Source organism: Streptomyces sp. NPDC026417 (assembly GCF_055567695.1).
The window spans coordinates 400101-416222 of the sequence record NZ_JBVHPY010000004.1; the positions used below are offsets into that span (position 1 = coordinate 400101).

General features: G+C 72.6%; 10 protein-coding genes and 1 pseudogene. 5 read left to right on the plus strand and 6 right to left on the minus strand.

Annotation, left to right across the window (positions count from 1 at the left end; genetic code table 11):
• Positions 1-50: 50 nt before the first annotated feature.
• The 3 genes and pseudogenes from ACZ4NT_RS09475 to ACZ4NT_RS09485 all read right to left on the minus strand — a co-directional run.
• Positions 51-572 (minus strand): hypothetical protein, encoded by a 522-nt coding sequence (locus ACZ4NT_RS09475; RefSeq protein WP_467724481.1) that lies wholly within the window; start codon positions 570-572, stop codon positions 51-53.
• An 88-nt stretch (positions 573-660) separates the two neighbouring features.
• Positions 661-1815: an N-methyl-L-tryptophan oxidase gene (solA, locus tag ACZ4NT_RS09480; protein ID WP_467724483.1), complete on the minus strand. Its 1155-nt coding sequence runs from the start codon at positions 1813-1815 to the stop codon at positions 661-663.
• Between the two features lie 174 nt (positions 1816-1989).
• A pseudogene (locus ACZ4NT_RS09485) lies at positions 1990-2385 on the minus strand (hypothetical protein); the annotation flags it as partial.
• Positions 2386-3183: 798 nt separating this feature from the next.
• Between ACZ4NT_RS09485 and ACZ4NT_RS09490 the strand changes: the two are divergent.
• From ACZ4NT_RS09490 to ACZ4NT_RS09510, 5 genes are read left to right on the plus strand one after another with little or no spacing between them, the layout of a single operon-like run.
• Positions 3184-6111: a sensor histidine kinase gene (locus tag ACZ4NT_RS09490; RefSeq protein WP_467724485.1), complete on the plus strand. Its 2928-nt coding sequence runs from the start codon at positions 3184-3186 to the stop codon at positions 6109-6111.
• Positions 6108-6548, plus strand: coding sequence for a roadblock/LC7 domain-containing protein (locus ACZ4NT_RS09495; RefSeq protein ID WP_121404497.1), 441 nt, complete (start codon positions 6108-6110; stop codon positions 6546-6548). The genes ACZ4NT_RS09490 and ACZ4NT_RS09495 overlap by 4 nt, the downstream gene beginning before the upstream one ends.
• A 9-nt stretch (positions 6549-6557) precedes the next feature.
• Positions 6558-6953, plus strand: a complete 396-nt coding sequence (locus ACZ4NT_RS09500) for a DUF742 domain-containing protein (RefSeq protein WP_121404498.1) — start codon at positions 6558-6560, stop codon at positions 6951-6953.
• A 24-nt stretch (positions 6954-6977) separates the two neighbouring features.
• Positions 6978-10628: a hydantoinase B/oxoprolinase family protein gene (locus tag ACZ4NT_RS09505; RefSeq protein WP_467724487.1), complete on the plus strand. Its 3651-nt coding sequence runs from the start codon at positions 6978-6980 to the stop codon at positions 10626-10628.
• Positions 10609-11214: an ATP/GTP-binding protein gene (locus tag ACZ4NT_RS09510; RefSeq protein ID WP_121404500.1), complete on the plus strand. Its 606-nt coding sequence runs from the start codon at positions 10609-10611 to the stop codon at positions 11212-11214. The genes ACZ4NT_RS09505 and ACZ4NT_RS09510 overlap by 20 nt, the downstream gene beginning before the upstream one ends.
• A gap of 217 nt (positions 11215-11431) precedes the next feature.
• Here the strand turns inward: ACZ4NT_RS09510 and glpK are convergent, their stop codons facing one another.
• The 3 genes from glpK to ACZ4NT_RS09525 form a co-directional block, all read right to left on the minus strand.
• A complete protein-coding gene (gene glpK / locus ACZ4NT_RS09515) occupies positions 11432-12949 on the minus strand; it encodes a glycerol kinase GlpK (protein ID WP_121404501.1) in 1518 nt (505 codons plus the stop codon).
• 22 nt (positions 12950-12971) lie between these two features.
• A complete protein-coding gene (locus tag ACZ4NT_RS09520) occupies positions 12972-13757 on the minus strand; it encodes an MIP/aquaporin family protein (protein WP_121404502.1) in 786 nt (261 codons plus the stop codon).
• Between the two features lie 671 nt (positions 13758-14428).
• Positions 14429-16081, minus strand: a complete 1653-nt coding sequence (locus tag ACZ4NT_RS09525) for an EAL domain-containing protein (RefSeq protein ID WP_467724490.1) — start codon at positions 16079-16081, stop codon at positions 14429-14431.
• Positions 16082-16122 lie beyond the last annotated feature (41 nt).

Here is a 16122-nt window from a genome sequence, read left to right on the forward strand (position 1 = left end):
TGGATCGGGCAGCGGGGCGCGGCTCGTGCGGGTGGGGTGACAGTGCGGGATCACACGAACCGGCCCCGAGGGGTCGGGCCGGTGTCCGGTCCGGGGGTGTGGTCGCGTGGTACCGGGCGCCGGGCCGGTCGGCGCCAACTCGCTTCCGGCGCCGCCCCGTTCCGAGCGGCCGCGTCCGGCGCCGACCGGACCGCCCCGTCCGGCGCCGCCCCGTTCCGAGCCGCCCCCTCGTTCCGCGGTACGCGGGGGTGAGGGTCGTCGCTCCGCACCGTGCGGGGCCGCGGGCGGACCATGAGGTGGCAGGGGCCCGGCGCCGGTCGCCCGCGTCGGCGACGGCCCGCGACGCGGGTCCGCGCCGCGCCCGCGAGTCCGAGCACGGTGTCGTGGGCGAGCGGCAGCATGCGGTGCAGGATGACACGGCCGGGGGCCGCGACGAGGAGGACCGACGGATTCACCGTGATCGCAGGGAGCGGGATGTCCTGGTCGTCCGCTGCGTCCGGCAGGCGCCCGCGGCCCGCGTCGCCGACGACGGTGTACGCGTCGCTCTCCCCGTGCTTCCGGTTCGCCCTCACGTCCTGGGAGATGCGGTTGGCGGGGGTGAGGTTCGCCGCGGCCCGGTGCTCGATCGCCGCCGCGTCGCCGAGTGGGCCCGCGTATACCTCAGGCGGACGCGGGAGTCAGGCGCCGGGGGTCGAACAGGCCGATCGGATGCGCGGTGCCGCCGGTCGTGGCGAGGTCGGCGAGGATCTCGCCGACCACCGGGACGAACTTGAAGCCGTGCCCGGAGAATCCGCAGGCCACCGTCACGGACTCGGGGTGGGCCGGATGGCGGGCGATCACGAAGTGTTCGTCCGGGGTGGTGGAGTACATGCAGGTCGCGGCCCTGAGGAAGGCGCCGGGCAGGTCCGGGATGCGGCGGACCAGGTGGTCGGCCATGTCCCGGACCTCGTCGTGGTGGACCGTGCGGTCGATGGTCTCCGGGGTGCACACGACGCCCTTGCGGAAGAAGGCGACCTTGGCGCCGCGGTCCGGTCCGTCGATCGCCGGGAATCCGTAGACCTGCGTACCCGTCGCGTCCTCCCAGATGTAGACGGGGTGGGCGGACGGCAGGAAGGGCGCCACCCCACCCCTGGGCTGGAACCAGTACATGACCTGCCGCTCGATCGTGAACGGCACCGCGAGGTCCGACAGGAGCTGCGGCGCCCACGCCCCGGGGCAGATCACCAACTGGCCCGCGGTGTAGGTGTTCTCGGCCGTGTGGACGCGGACACCGTCCCGGTACGGCTCCCAGCGCGTCATCGGCTCGTCGAAGTGCAGCTCGGCGCCCTGCCGTCCGGCCAGCTGGAGGTGTGCGGCGACCATGTGCTCCGGTCGGACCAGGCCGGCCTTCTGCTCGTAGAGCGCCACCTCGTCGTCGTCCGGGGCCAGGGTGGGAAAGCGGCGGCGGATCTCCCGGGCGTCCAGCAGCTCGTGGGGCAGGTCCCATCGGCGGGCCGAGAGCAGCGAACCGGCGACGGTCCTGGAGTCCGGGTGTCCGACCATCACGCCACCGCACAGGATGGCGAGTTCACGTCCCGTCGCCCGCTCCAGCTCCTCGTACAACTCGTAGGAGCGCAGCAGCAGCGGTACGTACGCCGGGTCCTCGAAGTAGGACTGGCGGGTGATGCGCGAACCGCCGTGACTGGAGCCTCGCCGGTGGACCGGCCCGAACTTCTCCAGGCCGAGCACACGGACGCCGCGCGCGGAGAGGTGGTGTGCGGCGGCGCTGCCCATGCCGCCGAGGCCGATCACGACGACGTCGTACGTGGGGGACACGCGAAGCCTCCTGAACACTGGGCAGGTGCACCCCGTGCGGGGTATGCGCCGTGAATTGCCCGACTGCCCGACTGGCAGACCGGTCGGCAGCGGCCGCCCCGGTCTGTCCTTGCCGGCCTCGCCCGCAACACCCGTCGCCCGGCCTGCGCCGCCCGGGTGTGCCCTTCCGCGCGCCTACGAGTGCGACAGCCGGCCGGCGCCACCGCGGCGGCGTATCCGTGCCTGGGACCGCTCCGTCGCGCGGGCGTGCCGCCGGGCGACGCGGCGCTCACGCCGGAGGGCGCGGGCCGTGCTGCTCGGCACGGAGACCACGCCGTGGCGCTGGTTCCACACCTGGCGGGTGACCCAGACGTCGAGGGCCGCCCAGGTGGCCACCACCGTGCTGGCGACGCTGCTGAGCACCATCGGGAAGGCCAGCCAGGAACCGGCCAGGGTGCACAGGAAGGCCACCACGCCCTGCATGAGCGTCACCGCGATGATGAGCACCGCGCGCACGGCCGCCGTGCGCACCGGGTCGGGCAGCCGCCGCTTGCGTGCGGGCTCCTCGACCCACAACGGCCGGTAGTACGGCTCCTCTTCACGCTTCCGGGCCCTCGCGTTGTACGCGGAGTCCGCGCCGTATCGAGAAGAGCCCGCGCTGTACCGGGAGTTCGCCGCTCCCCCCTCGGCGGCGACTCGCTGTGCGGTCGGCTCGCCGGCGCTCGGAGCCGACGGGTGTGCCGTCGGCCCGCCCGACTCCGCGGGCCGGTGTGCGGCCGGTGCCTCCGCTCGCGGGACCGTCCCGGGCGAGTCCGTGAAGTCACCCGCGCCGCGGGGAGTCGGCCGCGCGGCGGCCGCCGTCCCGCGCGCACTCGCGTCGGCGGGATCGGGGTCCCGCGGGCCCCGCCGTGCCGCCACTGGCGCCGCAACGCCGCTCCTGAGCGCCTCGCGCTCCACCGTGCCCATCAACTCGTCACTCCCCATCCCCAGCAGACCGCTTGCCCTGGTGCCTCAAGACTCCCGCTTCCCAGTGGCTGCCCGGCTTGCGCTGTTTTACGCGACCTGGACGCGGCATGCGGCGCCTTGTGGCCGGTTCCGCCCCTCGTTCCCGTACAGAAAGACGAACGACCTCCTGCAAAGATTCCCGGCGACCGAAGCATTCCGGCCAACCCGCGTCGGGCGCCCACTGGTTGTGACACGGGGACAAGTGCCGGATCCGGGGAGGCAATCTCCCGCAATGAACGGACAACTACTGATGTCCCGTTCAGTTCACGGACGATGTACGTTCGGACAGCCCTTCGAGATACCCCTGTGTCGGTAGTAGGCTCACGCCGTTTGTTGACGCACATGTGTGCCCCCGGGCCAGCGGGGGTCGAGCTGGGGGAGGCCATGCGCTTTCGCGGGAAGTCCATCCGCCGGAAGATCGTGGCGCTGCTGCTCGTGCCGCTCGTTTCCCTGACCGCGATCTGGGGCTTCGCCACGGTGCTCACCGGACGCGAGGCGATGCACCTGTTCGACGTGTCCGACGTGGTGGAGAAGGTCGGCTTCGCCACCGAGGACACCGTCGGCGTCCTCCAGCAGGAGCGCCGCCAGAGCCTCGTCCACCTCGCCGACCCGCGCGCCTCGGACGCGCAGGCGGCGCTGCAGCGCAGCCGGCGGGCCACCGACAAGGTCGTCGCGAAGGTCCGCCGGAACGCCGGGGACCACGACGTTCGGGCGGAGATGAGCGAGGGCACCGCCGAGCGCGTCACCGCGATCCTGGACGCCCTCGACGAACTCCACTCGCTGCGCCGCGGCGTCGACGAAGGCACCCTCGACCGCGACCAGGCCCTCGGCCTCTACAACAGGCTCGTCGACCCCTGCTACGCCCTGTTGGCCAACCTCCACGTGCTCGACGACGTCGAGATGGACAAGCAGGGCCGCGCGCTCGCCAACGTCGTCCGGGCGCGCGAACTGCTCTCCCGCGAGGACGCGCTCCTCGGGTCCGCCCTCGTCGCCGACCGGATCACCGGTGACGAGATCCGCGACGTCTCCGACCTCGTTGCCCAGCGCGGCCTGCTGTACGACACCAGCCTGCCGCTGCTTCCCGCCGCCGAGCGCGCCCGCTTCGAGCGCTACTGGAAGAGCGCCGGCACCGCTCCGCTCCGCAACGCCGAGCAGACCGTCATCGGCTCCACCCCCGGTGCGCCCCGTGGGGTGACCGCCAAGAGCTGGGACGAGACGGCCGGAGAGACGCTCGCCGAACTGGACCGGCTCGACGACGAGGCCGGGGACCGCTACCGGGACCGTGTCCACCCCCTCGCGGTCAACGTCATCGTCAAGGCGGCCATCGCCGGCGTCCTGGGACTGGCGGCCCTGCTGGTGTCGCTCTTCATGTCCGTGCGCATCGGCCGGAGCCTGATCCGGGACCTGCGCAGGCTGCGCCTGGAGGCCCACGAGGCGTCCGGCGTGCGGCTGCCCAGCGTCATGCGCCGCCTCTCCGCGGGCGAACAGGTGGACGTCGAGACCGAAGTGCCCCGCCTGGAGTACGACAAGAACGAGATCGGCGAGGTCGGCCAGGCCCTCAACACCCTGCAGCGGGCCGCCGTCGAGGCCGCGGTCAAGCAGTCGGAGCTGCGGGAGGGCGTCTCGGAGGTCTTCGTGAACCTCGCCCGCCGCAGCCAGGTCCTGCTGCACAAGCAGCTCACCCTGCTCGACACGATGGAGCGCAGGACCGAGGACACCGACGAACTCGCCGACCTGTTCCGCCTGGACCACCTCACCACCCGCATGCGCCGCCACGCGGAGGGCCTTGTCATCCTCTCCGGCGCCGCCCCCTCCCGGCAGTGGCGCAAGCCCATCCAGCTCATGGACATCGTCCGTGCCGCCGTCGCCGAGGTGGAGGACTACGAGCGCATCGAGGTACGCCGCCTTCCGCGGGTGGCCGTCACCGGTCCCGCGGTCGCCGACCTCACTCATCTCGTGGCCGAACTCCTGGAGAACGCCACGGTGTTCTCGCCCCCGCACACCGCCGTACAGGTCCTCGGCGAGCGCGTCGCCAACGGCTTCACGCTGGAGATCCACGACCGCGGCCTCGGCATGGCGGCCGAGGCGCTCCTCGACGCCAACCTCCGCCTCGCCGAGACCCCCGAATTCGAACTGTCCGACACCGACCGGCTCGGCCTCTTCGTGGTCAGCCGGCTCGCACAGCGGCAGAACGTCCGGGTCTCCCTGCAACCGTCCCCGTACGGGGGCACCACGGCGGTCGTCTTCATCCCCGACGCCCTGCTCACCGACGACGTCCCCGACACGAACGGCATCGGTTTCCGGCTCGACCGGGCGGTGCCCACGAAGGAGGCCGAGACCGAGCAGGACCGCGCGGCGGCCCTGTCCCAGGTCCCGGTCCGGCTGCCCGGCCTGCCCGCCTCGATCCTGGACGGCCCGGTCGAACTGGAGGCGCCGGTCGGTCTCGACGGCCTGGGCGACCTCCCGGGGGACCTCGGCGAGGACGACAGCGAACGGGGCGGTCTCTTCCGGCCGCGCCGCTCCCTCACCGGCGTCCTGGGCGAACAGCACCAGCAGGCGCGGGACGCCACGGACGAGACCGCGCGCCCCGCCGACCCCGTCCGCCCCGACGGACCCGTCCCGCTGCCGCAGCGCCGCAGGGCCCCCAAGCTGGTCAGCTCCCACGGACGCCCGGTGGCGGACGCCGGTTCCCGGCGCGGCGAGTCCGGCGACGAACCGTCCGCGCGGAGCACGGACCCGATGACATCCGGCCCCGCCGAGCTCGAAAGCGCCCACCCGTCGGTTCGCCGCGGCGCGCGCCCCGAGGCCCCGGCCCGCACCGGCGCCGAGCGCGCCGGAACCTCCCGTCGCTTCGGCGCGGGGCGCGACGCGGCACTCGGCCGCTCCGACGGCAACCACGACGAGCCGGCTGTGGGACGGCCCGACGCCCCCGGCCGCCTTCACGGTGAGCCTCCCGAGGCTTCCGGCGCCCCCGCTCTTCCCGCCCGCCGCCGCCGCATCGTCCGGCCGGAGGGCATCCGGGGGACGGCCGAGTCCGGGACCGGGGCGGAGACCTCGGACACGAACCCGCTGCCCCGCCGGGTGCGGCAGGCCAGCCTCGCCCCGCAGCTGAAGGAAGGGCCCGACCGGCGCACCGAGCGCGCCGGGACCGGCGACGGCGCGGCGGAACCGGCCGAGCGCGACGCCGACGACGTACGCAGCCGGATGGCCTCGCTCCAGCGGGGCTGGCAGCGCGGCCGCGAGGAGAACGCCGGGGGCGACGACGCCCACGGCGCCCCAGCACAAGGAACGACAGAGGGAGACGGTCGATGACCGCACCGAAGGCCGCAGGGCACCCCGTGAGCAGTGCGACGTCGGGGGAGCTCAACTGGCTCCTCGACGATCTGGTCGACCGCGTCGCCAGCATCCGCAAGGCGATCGTGCTCTCCGGCGACGGACTGCCCACCGGTGTCTCCAAGGATCTGACCCGGGAGGACAGCGAGCACCTGGCCGCCGTCGCCTCCGGCTTCCACAGCCTCGCCAAGGGCGTCGGCCGGCATTTCGAGGCCGGCAGCGTCCGGCAGACGATCGTGGAACTGGACGACGCCTTCCTGTTCGTCACGGCCGCCGGCGACGGCAGCTGCCTCGCCGTCCTCTCCGAGGCCGAGTCGGACATCGGGCAGGTCGCCTACGAGATGACGCTCCTGGTCAAGCGGGTCGGCGTACATCTGGCCGCCGCTCCGCGCACCGATCTGCCCGCCGGCGGGTAGTGGGATGGCATGAGCGGAGACGGTCAGGGAAAACGCCACTGGTTCGACGACGACGCCGGACCGGTGGTCCGCCCGTACGCCATGACGCGGGGCCGGACCACCAGCCCGGCCCAGCACCGGCTCGACCTGATCGCGGTGGTCGTCACCGAGACCCACGCGGACGATCCGGAAGCGGACCAGACGCTGTCGCCGGAGCACGTGGACATCGTCGAGCTCTGCCGCGACACCCCGCAGTCGGTCGCCGAACTAGCCGCGGAACTCGATCTGCCCATCGGGGTGGTCCGGGTCCTCATCGGCGATCTGGTGGACGACGAACTGGTCCACGTGACACGTCCCGTACCGCCCGCGGAACTGCCGGACGAGAGTATTCTGCGCGACGTGATCAGCGGCCTCCGGGCCCTCTGAGCAGCGCGGAAGCAGGGTGCAGACGTGACAGGCTGGCAATTCTGGATCGACCGGGGCGGCACCTTCACCGACATCGTGGCGCGCCGCCCGGACGGCAGCCTGCTCACACACAAGCTGCTGTCCGACAACCCGGCGAGGTACGCCGACGCCGCCGTCGCGGGCGTGCGTGAACTCCTCGCCGCCGACGGGGGCGACGCGGCCGACGGCCGCGCATCCGTGGCGGACCGCATCGACGCCGTCCGGATGGGCACCACCGTCGCCACCAACGCCCTCCTGGAACGCAGAGGTGAGCGCACCCTCCTCGTCGTCACGCGGGGATTCCGCGACGCCCTGCGCATCGCCTACCAGAACCGGCCGCACATCTTCGCCCGGCGGATCGACCTGCCCGAGATGCTGTACGAGCGGGTCGTCGAGGTCGACGAGCGGATCACCGCCGACGGCACGGTGCTGCGCGCCCCCGACCTGGACGCCCTCGCGGGACCGCTCCAAGACGCCTACGACGCGGGGATCCGGGCCGTGGCCGTCGTCTGCATGCACAGCCATCTGCACCCCGCCCACGAGCAGGCGGTCGGCGAGCTGGCCGCCCGCACGGGTTTCCCGCAGATCTCGCTCTCCAGCGAGGTCAGCCCCCTGATGAGGCTCGTCCCGCGCGGGGACACGGCCGTCGTCGACGCCTATCTGTCGCCCGTCCTGCGCCGCTACGTCCAGCAGGTCGCCGGGGAACTCCAGGGTGTACGGCTGATGTTCATGCAGTCCAACGGCGGGCTGGCCGAGGCCGGACAGTTCCGCGGCAAGGACGCCGTCCTGTCGGGGCCCGCGGGCGGCATCGTCGGCATGGCCCGGATGTCGCAGCTCGCCGGCTTCGACCGGGTCATCGGCTTCGACATGGGCGGCACGTCCACCGACGTCTCCCACTTCGCTGGGGAGTACGAGCGGGTCTTCACCACCCGGATCGCCGGGGTCCGGCTGCGCGCCCCCATGCTGGACATCCACACCGTCGCCGCGGGCGGCGGATCGGTGCTCCACTTCGACGGCTCCCGCTACCGCGTGGGCCCCGACTCCGCCGGTGCCGAGCCCGGGCCCGCCTGCTACCGGGGCGGCGGCCCGCTCACGGTCACCGACGCCAACGTCGCCCTCGGGCGCATCCAGCCGGCCCACTTTCCCCGGGTGTTCGGGCCGGACGGCGACCAGCCCCTCGACGACGCCCTGGTACGCGACCGCTTCGCACGCCTCGCCCGCGACATCCGCGAGAGCACCGGCGACGACCGCACCCCGGAGCAGGTCGCGGAGGGCTACCTGCAGATCGCCGTGGCCAACATCGCCAACGCCGTCAAGCGGATCTCGGTCCAGAAGGGCCACGACGTCACCCGCTACGCGCTCACCACCTTCGGCGGCGCCGGCGGGCAGCACGCGTGCATGGTCGCCGACTCGCTCGGTATCCGCACCGTCCTCGTGCCGCCCATGGCGGGCGTCCTGTCCGCTCTCGGCATCGGACTCGCCGACACCACGGCCATGCGCGAACAGTCCGTCGAAGCCCCCTTGGACGGCTCCTCCCTGCCCCGGATCCTGAAGACCGCCGACGACCTGGAGAGCGCGGCCCGCGGCGAACTCCTCGCCGAGGACGTGCCCCGGGACCGCATCCGGGTCACCCGCCGGGCTCAGCTGCGCTACGACGGCACGGACACCGCGCTCACCGTCGAGCTCACCGAACCCGACACCATGACGCGGGACTTCGAAGCACGACATCGCGCCACCTATTCCTTCACCCTCGACCGCCCGGTCGTCGTCGAAGCCCTCTCCGTGGAAGCCACCGGCCTCACCGCACCCCCCGATCTCTCCGCGCTCTCCCCCTTCCGGAGCCGCTCGGCGACCCCGGGGACGGTCAGCCTCCACACGGGCGGCGCCTGGCGCGACGTGCCCCTGCACCGACGCGAGGAACTGCCGCCCGGCGAGACCGTCACCGGACCCGCGGTCATCACCGAGGCCGGCTCGACGACCGTCGTCGACGACGGCTGGCGGGCCGCGACGACCGACGACGGGCATCTGGTCATGGAACGCGCGGCGGTTACGCAGAGTTCCGAACTGGGCACGGAAGCGGATCCCGTTCTCCTCGAGGTCTTCAACAACCTCTTCATGTCGATCGCCGAGCAGATGGGCGCGCGGCTGGAGTCCACCGCCCAGTCGGTCAACATCAAGGAACGCCTGGACTTCTCCTGCGCGCTCTTCGACCCGGACGGGAACCTGGTCGCCAACGCCCCGCACATCCCCGTCCACCTGGGCTCGATGGGGACGAGCGTCAAGGAGGTCGTCCGCCGCCGCGGCGACAGCATGCGCCCCGGGGACACCTACGCGGTGAACGACCCGTACCACGGCGGCACGCATCTCCCCGACGTCACCGTCATCACCCCGGTGTTCGACACGGAGGGTGAGCGGATCCTGTTCTACGTCGCCTCGCGCGGCCACCATGCCGAGATCGGCGGCATCGCCCCCGGCTCCATGCCGGCCCACAGCCGGACCATCGACGAGGAGGGCATCCTCTTCGACAACTGGCTCCTCGCCGAGAACGGCCGCTTCCGTGAGGCCGAGACCCTCGCCCTGCTGACCGAGGCGCCCCACCCCTCGCGGAACCCGAAGACCAACCTCGCCGACTTCCGCGCCCAGATCGCCGCCAACCGGAAGGGCGTCGACGAGGTCGCCCGCATGATCGGGGACTTCGGACTCGACGTCGTCCAGGCGTACATGAGGCACGTCCAGGACAACGCCGAGGAAGCCGTCCGGCGCGTCATCGACACCCTGCAGGACGGCGAGTTCGCCTACGAGACCGACTCGGGCGCGGTGATCCGGGTCCGCGTCTCCGTGGACCGCGCGAACCGCTGTGCCACCGTCGACTTCACCGGCACGTCGGCGCAGCTCGCCACCAACTTCAACGCCCCGTTCGCGGTGGTCAACGCCGCGGTCCTGTACGTCTTCCGCACCCTGGTCGACGACGACATCCCGCTCAACGACGGTTGTCTGCGCCCCCTCGACATCGTGGTGCCCCCGGGTTCGATGCTCGCCCCCGAACCGCCCGCCGCGGTCGTGGCCGGCAACGTCGAGACCTCGCAGGCGATCACCGGGGCCCTCTACGGAGCCCTCGGCGTGCAGGCGGAGGGCTCAGGCACCATGAACAACGTCACCTTCGGCAACGAGCGCCACCAGTACTACGAGACGGTGGCCTCGGGATCCGGGGCGGGCGCCGACTTCCCGGGCGCGTCCGCGGTGCAGACCCACATGACCAACTCGCGCCTCACCGACCCCGAGGTCCTGGAGTGGCGGCTGCCGGTCCTGCTCGACGCGTTCGCGGTCCGGCGCGGCAGCGGGGGCGCGGGACGCCGACGCGGCGGCGACGGTGTCGTACGCCGGATCCGCTTCTGCGAGCCCATGAGCGTCTCCACGCTCTCGCAGCACCGCCGGGTCCCGCCCTACGGCATGGCGGGTGGTGCGCCCGGAGCACTCGGCGCCCATCGCATCGAGCACGCCGACGGGACCGTCACACACCTGGGCGGCAGCGACACCGCGGACGTCGCCCCCGGAGACGTGCTCGTCATCGAAACCCCCGGCGGAGGCGGCTACGGCCCGCCCCCGTCCGACACCACTGAAGCGGGAGAAGAGACCGATGATCTTCGGGCGTACTGAGCGCGGCAAGCCTCCGGTCGAGCCCGTCACGCTCAAGATCCTGGTGGCCGGCGGATTCGGCGTGGGGAAGACGACCCTCGTCGGCGCGGTCAGCGAGATCCGGCCGCTGCGGACGGAGGAGATGCTCACCGAGGCCGGGCGCCCGGTGGACGACATCAGCGGCGTGGAGGGCAAGAAGACCACGACCGTCGCGATGGACTTCGGCCGCATCACCCTCCGCGAGGACCTGGTCCTGTACCTCTTCGGCACGCCCGGACAGGATCGCTTCTGGTTTCTCTGGGACGAACTCGCCACCGGGGCTCTGGGCGCGATCGTCCTCGCAGACACCCGCCGCCTGGAGGACTGCTTCGCCGCCGTCGACTACTTCGAACGGCGCTCCATACCCTTCGTGATGGGCGTCAACTGCTTCGAGGGGGAGGCCCGTTACCCGGCCGAGGACGTCCGGCGGGCGCTCGATCTGGACGAGGACGTCCCCGTGGTCCTCTGCGACGCCCGGGACCGCGAATCGGCCAAGGAGGTCCTCATCCGGGTCGTCCAGCACGCGATGGCACAGGCGGCAGGCCGCCGCGAGGCCGTCCCGACCTGACGGGCGCCGCCGTCCCGCCCGGCCCCTGCTGCCGGGCACCGGCGTGCCGCCCCCCGCCGCGCGTACGGCCCGCACCCCCGCCGACCGGGGTACGGGCCGCACTCCAGCACACGCGCGTGTGTGCCACCGGAGGCCCGCCCGCGCGCGGTGCTCTCGAGGAGGTGCCCACCCGCGTGTGGACCGTGCGGAGCCCACGCGCGCGTGGACCTCTGTCAGCTCACACGCCCTCCTCGTGCCAGCCGAAGCTCTTCTCCACCGCCTTGTGCCAGTTGTGGTACTCCCGGTCGCGTTCGGCCGCCTCCATGGCGGGTGTCCACTCGACGTCCTTCTGCCAGTGCGTCTTGAGCTCGTCGAGATCGCTCCAGACGCCCGTCGCCAGTCCGGCCGCGTACGCGGCGCCCAGGCAGGTCGTCTCCGAGACCTTCGGACGGATGACGGGCACCCCGAGGACGTCCGCCTGATGCTGCATCAGGAGATTGTTCTTGGTCATGCCGCCGTCGACCTTCAGCGTGGTGATCTGCACCCCGGAGTCCTGGTACATGGCGTCCACGACCTCGCGGGTCTGCCAGCTGGTGGCCTCCAGGACCGCGCGAGCCAGGTGGCCCTTCGTCACGTATCGGGTGAGGCCGGTGACGACCCCGCGGGCGTCCGAGCGCCAGTAGGGCGCGTACAGGCCCGAGAAGGCCGGCACGATGTACGCCCCGCCGTTGTCCTCCACGCTCGCCGCCAGCGTCTCGATCTCGTCGGCGGTGCGGATGATCCCGAGCTGGTCGCGGAACCACTGGACCAGGGCGCCGGTGATCGCGATCGATCCTTCGAGGCAGTAGACCGCCGCCTCGTCGCCGATCTTGTACCCCATGGTCGTCAGCAGACCGTTCTTCGAGGGAACGGGCCGGTTGCCGGTGTTGAGCAGCAGGAAACTGCCCGTGCCGTACGTGTTCTTGGCCGTGCCCACGTCGTAGCAGGCCTGGCCGAACACGGCCGCCTGCTGGTCACCGAGCGCGGACGCCACCGGGACGCCGCCGAGCTGGCCCACGGCCGTGCCGTACACCTCGGCGGACGACCTGATCTCGGGCAGCATCGCCTCGGGAACGTTCATCGCCGAGAGGATGGACGGGTCCCACTGCAGCGTCTCCAGGTTCATCAGCATGGTGCGCCCGGCGTTCGTCACGTCGGTGACGTGCCGCCCGCCGTCCGTGCCTCCGGTGAGGTTCCAGATCAGCCAGGAGTCGATGGTGCCGAAGGCGATCTCGCCCCGTTCGGCGCGTGTGCGCAGCCCCGGCACGTTGTCCAGCAGCCAGGCCGCCTTGGGCCCGGAGAAGTAGCTGGCGAGCGGCAGTCCGGTCTGCTCGCGGAAGCGGTCCTGGCCGTCCGTGCCGCCCAGTTCGGTGCAGAGCGCGGAGGTCCGGGTGTCCTGCCAGACGATGGCGTTGTGCACGGGCTTGCCCGTGGCGCGGTCCCACAGGACCGTCGTCTCGCGCTGGTTGGTGATGCCCAGCGCGCTGAGCTGGTCGGCGCGCAGCCCGGCCTTGGCGATCGCCCCGGCGACCACCGCCTGCACCTTGGACCAGATCTCGGTGGCGTCGTGCTCCACCCAGCCGGGCTTGGGAAAGATCTGTCGGTGTTCGCGCTGGTCGACGGCGACGATCGCGCCGGCCCGGTCGAAGATGATGCAGCGGCTGGAGGTGGTGCCCTGGTCGATTGCGGCGACGTACTTCTCGGCGTTGTCCGGCATGGATACCCCTTGGTCGCTCGGGTCAGAAGGCTGCGTTGTAGATGAGGCCCGCGAGCGCCCCTCCGATCAGCGGGCCGACGACCGGGACCCAGGAGTAGCCCCAGTCGGAGGTGCCTTTGTTCGGAATGGGCAGGAACGTGTGCACGATGCGCGGGCCCAGGTCGCGCGCCGGGTTGATGGCGTAGCCCGTGGGCCCGCCCAGGGACAGACCGATGCCGACGACCAGCAGGGACACCAGCAGGATCGAGATGCCGGAGCCGTAGATGCCCGCCTGTTCGCCGGGGACGGGACCGATGCCGATGCCGATGTTCTTGCCGAAGGCGAGGATCGGCAGCACCAGGCCGATGGTCGCGATGACCTCGGTGATCAGGTTCGCGACCGGATTCCGGATCTCGGGGATGGTGGAGAAGATGCCGAGGGTCGGTGTCGGCTCGTCGGCCGTTCCCTCCGTGGTGCCCGTCTTGTTCACGTTGGCCTGGAACTGGGCGAGGTAGACCAGGTAGGCGAGCACGGCGCCGAGCATGGCGCCCACCATCTGGCCGAGCACGTAGACCCAGACCTTGTCCCACACCCCGGTGTCGACGGCGACGCCGATGGTGACGGCCGGGTTGAGGTGGCCGCCGGACAGCGGTGCGGCGGTGTAGGCACCGGCGAGTACGGCGAAGCCCCAGCCGAACGCGATGACGATCCAGCCCGAGGCTCGTGCTTTCGAGAATCTCAGTGTGACCGCGGCGCACACTCCGGCGCCGAAGAGGATGAGGATCGCGGTACCGATGACCTCACCGACGAATATGTCTCCGTTGCTCATGGCGGCTCCTAGGCTCTCGCCCGGGGCGGTCCGCCCCGGTCCACCGTGCAGGGTGCGTTTTCCCATGGCTACTTCCGCCGAAGGCAGGGAGATCCCGCGCCCCGCCCGGCGTCCGTGACGAGCGTGCCGTAGCAGCGGAATCGCCCGTGGGGGATGGCCCTTCGTGCAGGCGGGAACCCGAGCAGTACAGCGCCTGAAGACGCCCGAATGCGGCGATGCCGACTGACACCGGGAAGTGTTCACCGGCACTCAGGGGGCGTCAAGGTCGCCGACCGGAACCGTTGGGGACCGCGGGGCGGGGACCGCCGTGGGACGCCCGGCCGCGACCGCCGGGCGGACCTCGTCCCTCCCGGGCCCGCCACACCGACCGCCCGTCCCTTTCCAACACCCTTGCCGGGGCGGGAGGTTGACCGAAGACGGCCCCGACGGCCCCCGACCGCGACCCACGCCCGACCGCGCCCCGCTCGCGCCCGACGCCCGACTGAGGCCCGCGCCCGCCCGCGCCCCGCCCGCGCCCCGCTCGCGCCCGACTGAGGCCGACGCCCGACCGCGGCCCACGCCCCGCCGCTGCCGCGTGATCCACCGGGACACGCGCACGGGGGCGGCGGGACGGGTCTCGGGCCGGCCCGAGGTGCCTCCGGCGCCACCGCGGCCAGGAGCGCCCGACCCCGTCAACCGACCCCCGGCACGCCCACCCCGCACCCCGTCTGGGCCGTGGTGGCCGCCGTGCCGCGGCGGACCTCGTGGCCCGGCGTTCCCGCCCGGCCCTGGATCCAGCTCGCGCCCGGCAGGGCCTTCGCCGCCTTCTTCAGCGGAGCGAGGCAGGCGGCCGCCTGCCGGTGGTCGGAGACGCTGCCGGGTGGGCACAACACCGTGGCGAGGGAGAGCGTCACGGCCAGCCCGCCCGCCGACCAGGGCGTGTCGAGCAGCGAGGCGGCCACCCGATCCAGGCCGTCGGGGTCCGCCAGGACCAGGAAGTCGTCGCCGCCGATGTGCCCCACACGCGTGGCGTCGGACGCGGCGAGCTGCAACGCCCGCCCGACCGCCCGGATCAGCTCGTCGCCCGCCGCGAACCCCGCCCCGTCGTTCACCTGTTTGAAGTGGTCGACGTCCAGCCAGCTCAGCGCGAACATCCGGCCCGCCGCGATGCGCCGGTCCACCTCCTCGGTGATCGCGTCCGAACCGGGCAGCCGGGTCAGCGGGTTGAGGCCCGCCGCCTCCTCGACCCGGCTCTCGGCCAGCGCCCGTACGAGGTCGGCGAGGCGCACCACCCCCACGCACCGCCCGTACCGGTCGACGACGGCGACATCGTCCGACGTACGGTCCCGGTCGCCGCCCGCGACCACGTCGAGCACCTCCCAGGCCGTCGCGTCGACGCCCACGGTGCGCGGCGGATCACCGAGCTTGGCGGCCGGCCGGTCGGCGTACAGGGCGTGGCCGTACCGTCCCGACATGGACAGCAGGAAACGGGATCGGTGCACTGAGCGCACCGGCACCCCGGAGGCGTCCACGAGCAGCACCCCGGAGACGTCCGGCGACCCGGTGAGCAGCGCCCGCACGTGACCCGCGGACGCCGTCACGGGCAGCAGGGCCGCGGGCCGTACGAACTGCCGTACCGAGGGGCCCGAGCGCGGCGTGCCCGCCACCGCGGGGGAGACGGCCGGCACGTACACGTCGGCGGCGGGCAGCCGCGCCGGCGGGGCGAACAGCTCCCCCTGCGCCCATTGGGCACCCGCGGCCACCGCGGCCGCGCACTGCGTCTCTGTCTCCACGCCCTCCACGGACAGCAGTGCGCCCGACTGCTCGCACAGTGTCCGCATCGCCCGCACCGCCGCCGGACGGTCCAGCAGCGATGCGTCGAGTTTGATCAGCTCGGGAGCCAGGTCGGTGAGCAGCCGCAGCGGTACGTCGCCGTCCCCGACGCCGTCCGCGCAGATCCGGAAGCCGTCAGCCCGCAACCCGGCCACGGCGTCCAGGAGCGCCCCGCGGGGCACGTGCGTGTACGGCGGGCAGATGTCGACGGTCACCTCCCACGTCATGCGCCCGACGTCACGGACGGCGTCGCGGAGCGCGGCCAGGCCCCCGAGGTCGGCCGGCGTTCCGGCGAACACGTTGACGTGCAGTGGCAGCAGTGTCTCCTTGCGGGCGGCGGCGCGGATCGCCAACGCGGCGACCAGGCCGTCGAGTTCGGGGTCACGGCGGGCCTGCGCCAGGATGTCGCCGGCCTCCGGGCGCGCGAGTATCTCCAGTGCCGCGACTGTTCCGGTCGTCAGGTTGACCACCGGCTGGAAGGCGAAGCGGAGAGTATCCGTCCAGGAGTGCACGGAAGCATGATGGCGCCGGCCGCGCGCGCCCGGGCACGGTT

What these genes read in the sequence shown, in the direction of transcription:
- ACZ4NT_RS09490 (WP_467724485.1), top strand. Translation starts at nt 3,184, where the DNA reads ATGCGCTTTCGCGGGAAGTCCATCCGCCGGAAGATCGTGGCGCTGCTG.
- ACZ4NT_RS09495 (WP_121404497.1), top strand. Translation starts at nt 6,108, where the DNA reads ATGACCGCACCGAAGGCCGCAGGGCACCCCGTGAGCAGTGCGACGTCG.
- ACZ4NT_RS09500 (WP_121404498.1), top strand. Translation starts at nt 6,558, where the DNA reads ATGAGCGGAGACGGTCAGGGAAAACGCCACTGGTTCGACGACGACGCC.
- ACZ4NT_RS09510 (WP_121404500.1), top strand. Translation starts at nt 10,609, where the DNA reads ATGATCTTCGGGCGTACTGAGCGCGGCAAGCCTCCGGTCGAGCCCGTC.
- glpK (WP_121404501.1), bottom strand. Translation starts at nt 12,949, where the DNA reads ATGCCGGACAACGCCGAGAAGTACGTCGCCGCAATCGACCAGGGCACC.
- ACZ4NT_RS09520 (WP_121404502.1), bottom strand. Translation starts at nt 13,757, where the DNA reads ATGAGCAACGGAGACATATTCGTCGGTGAGGTCATCGGTACCGCGATC.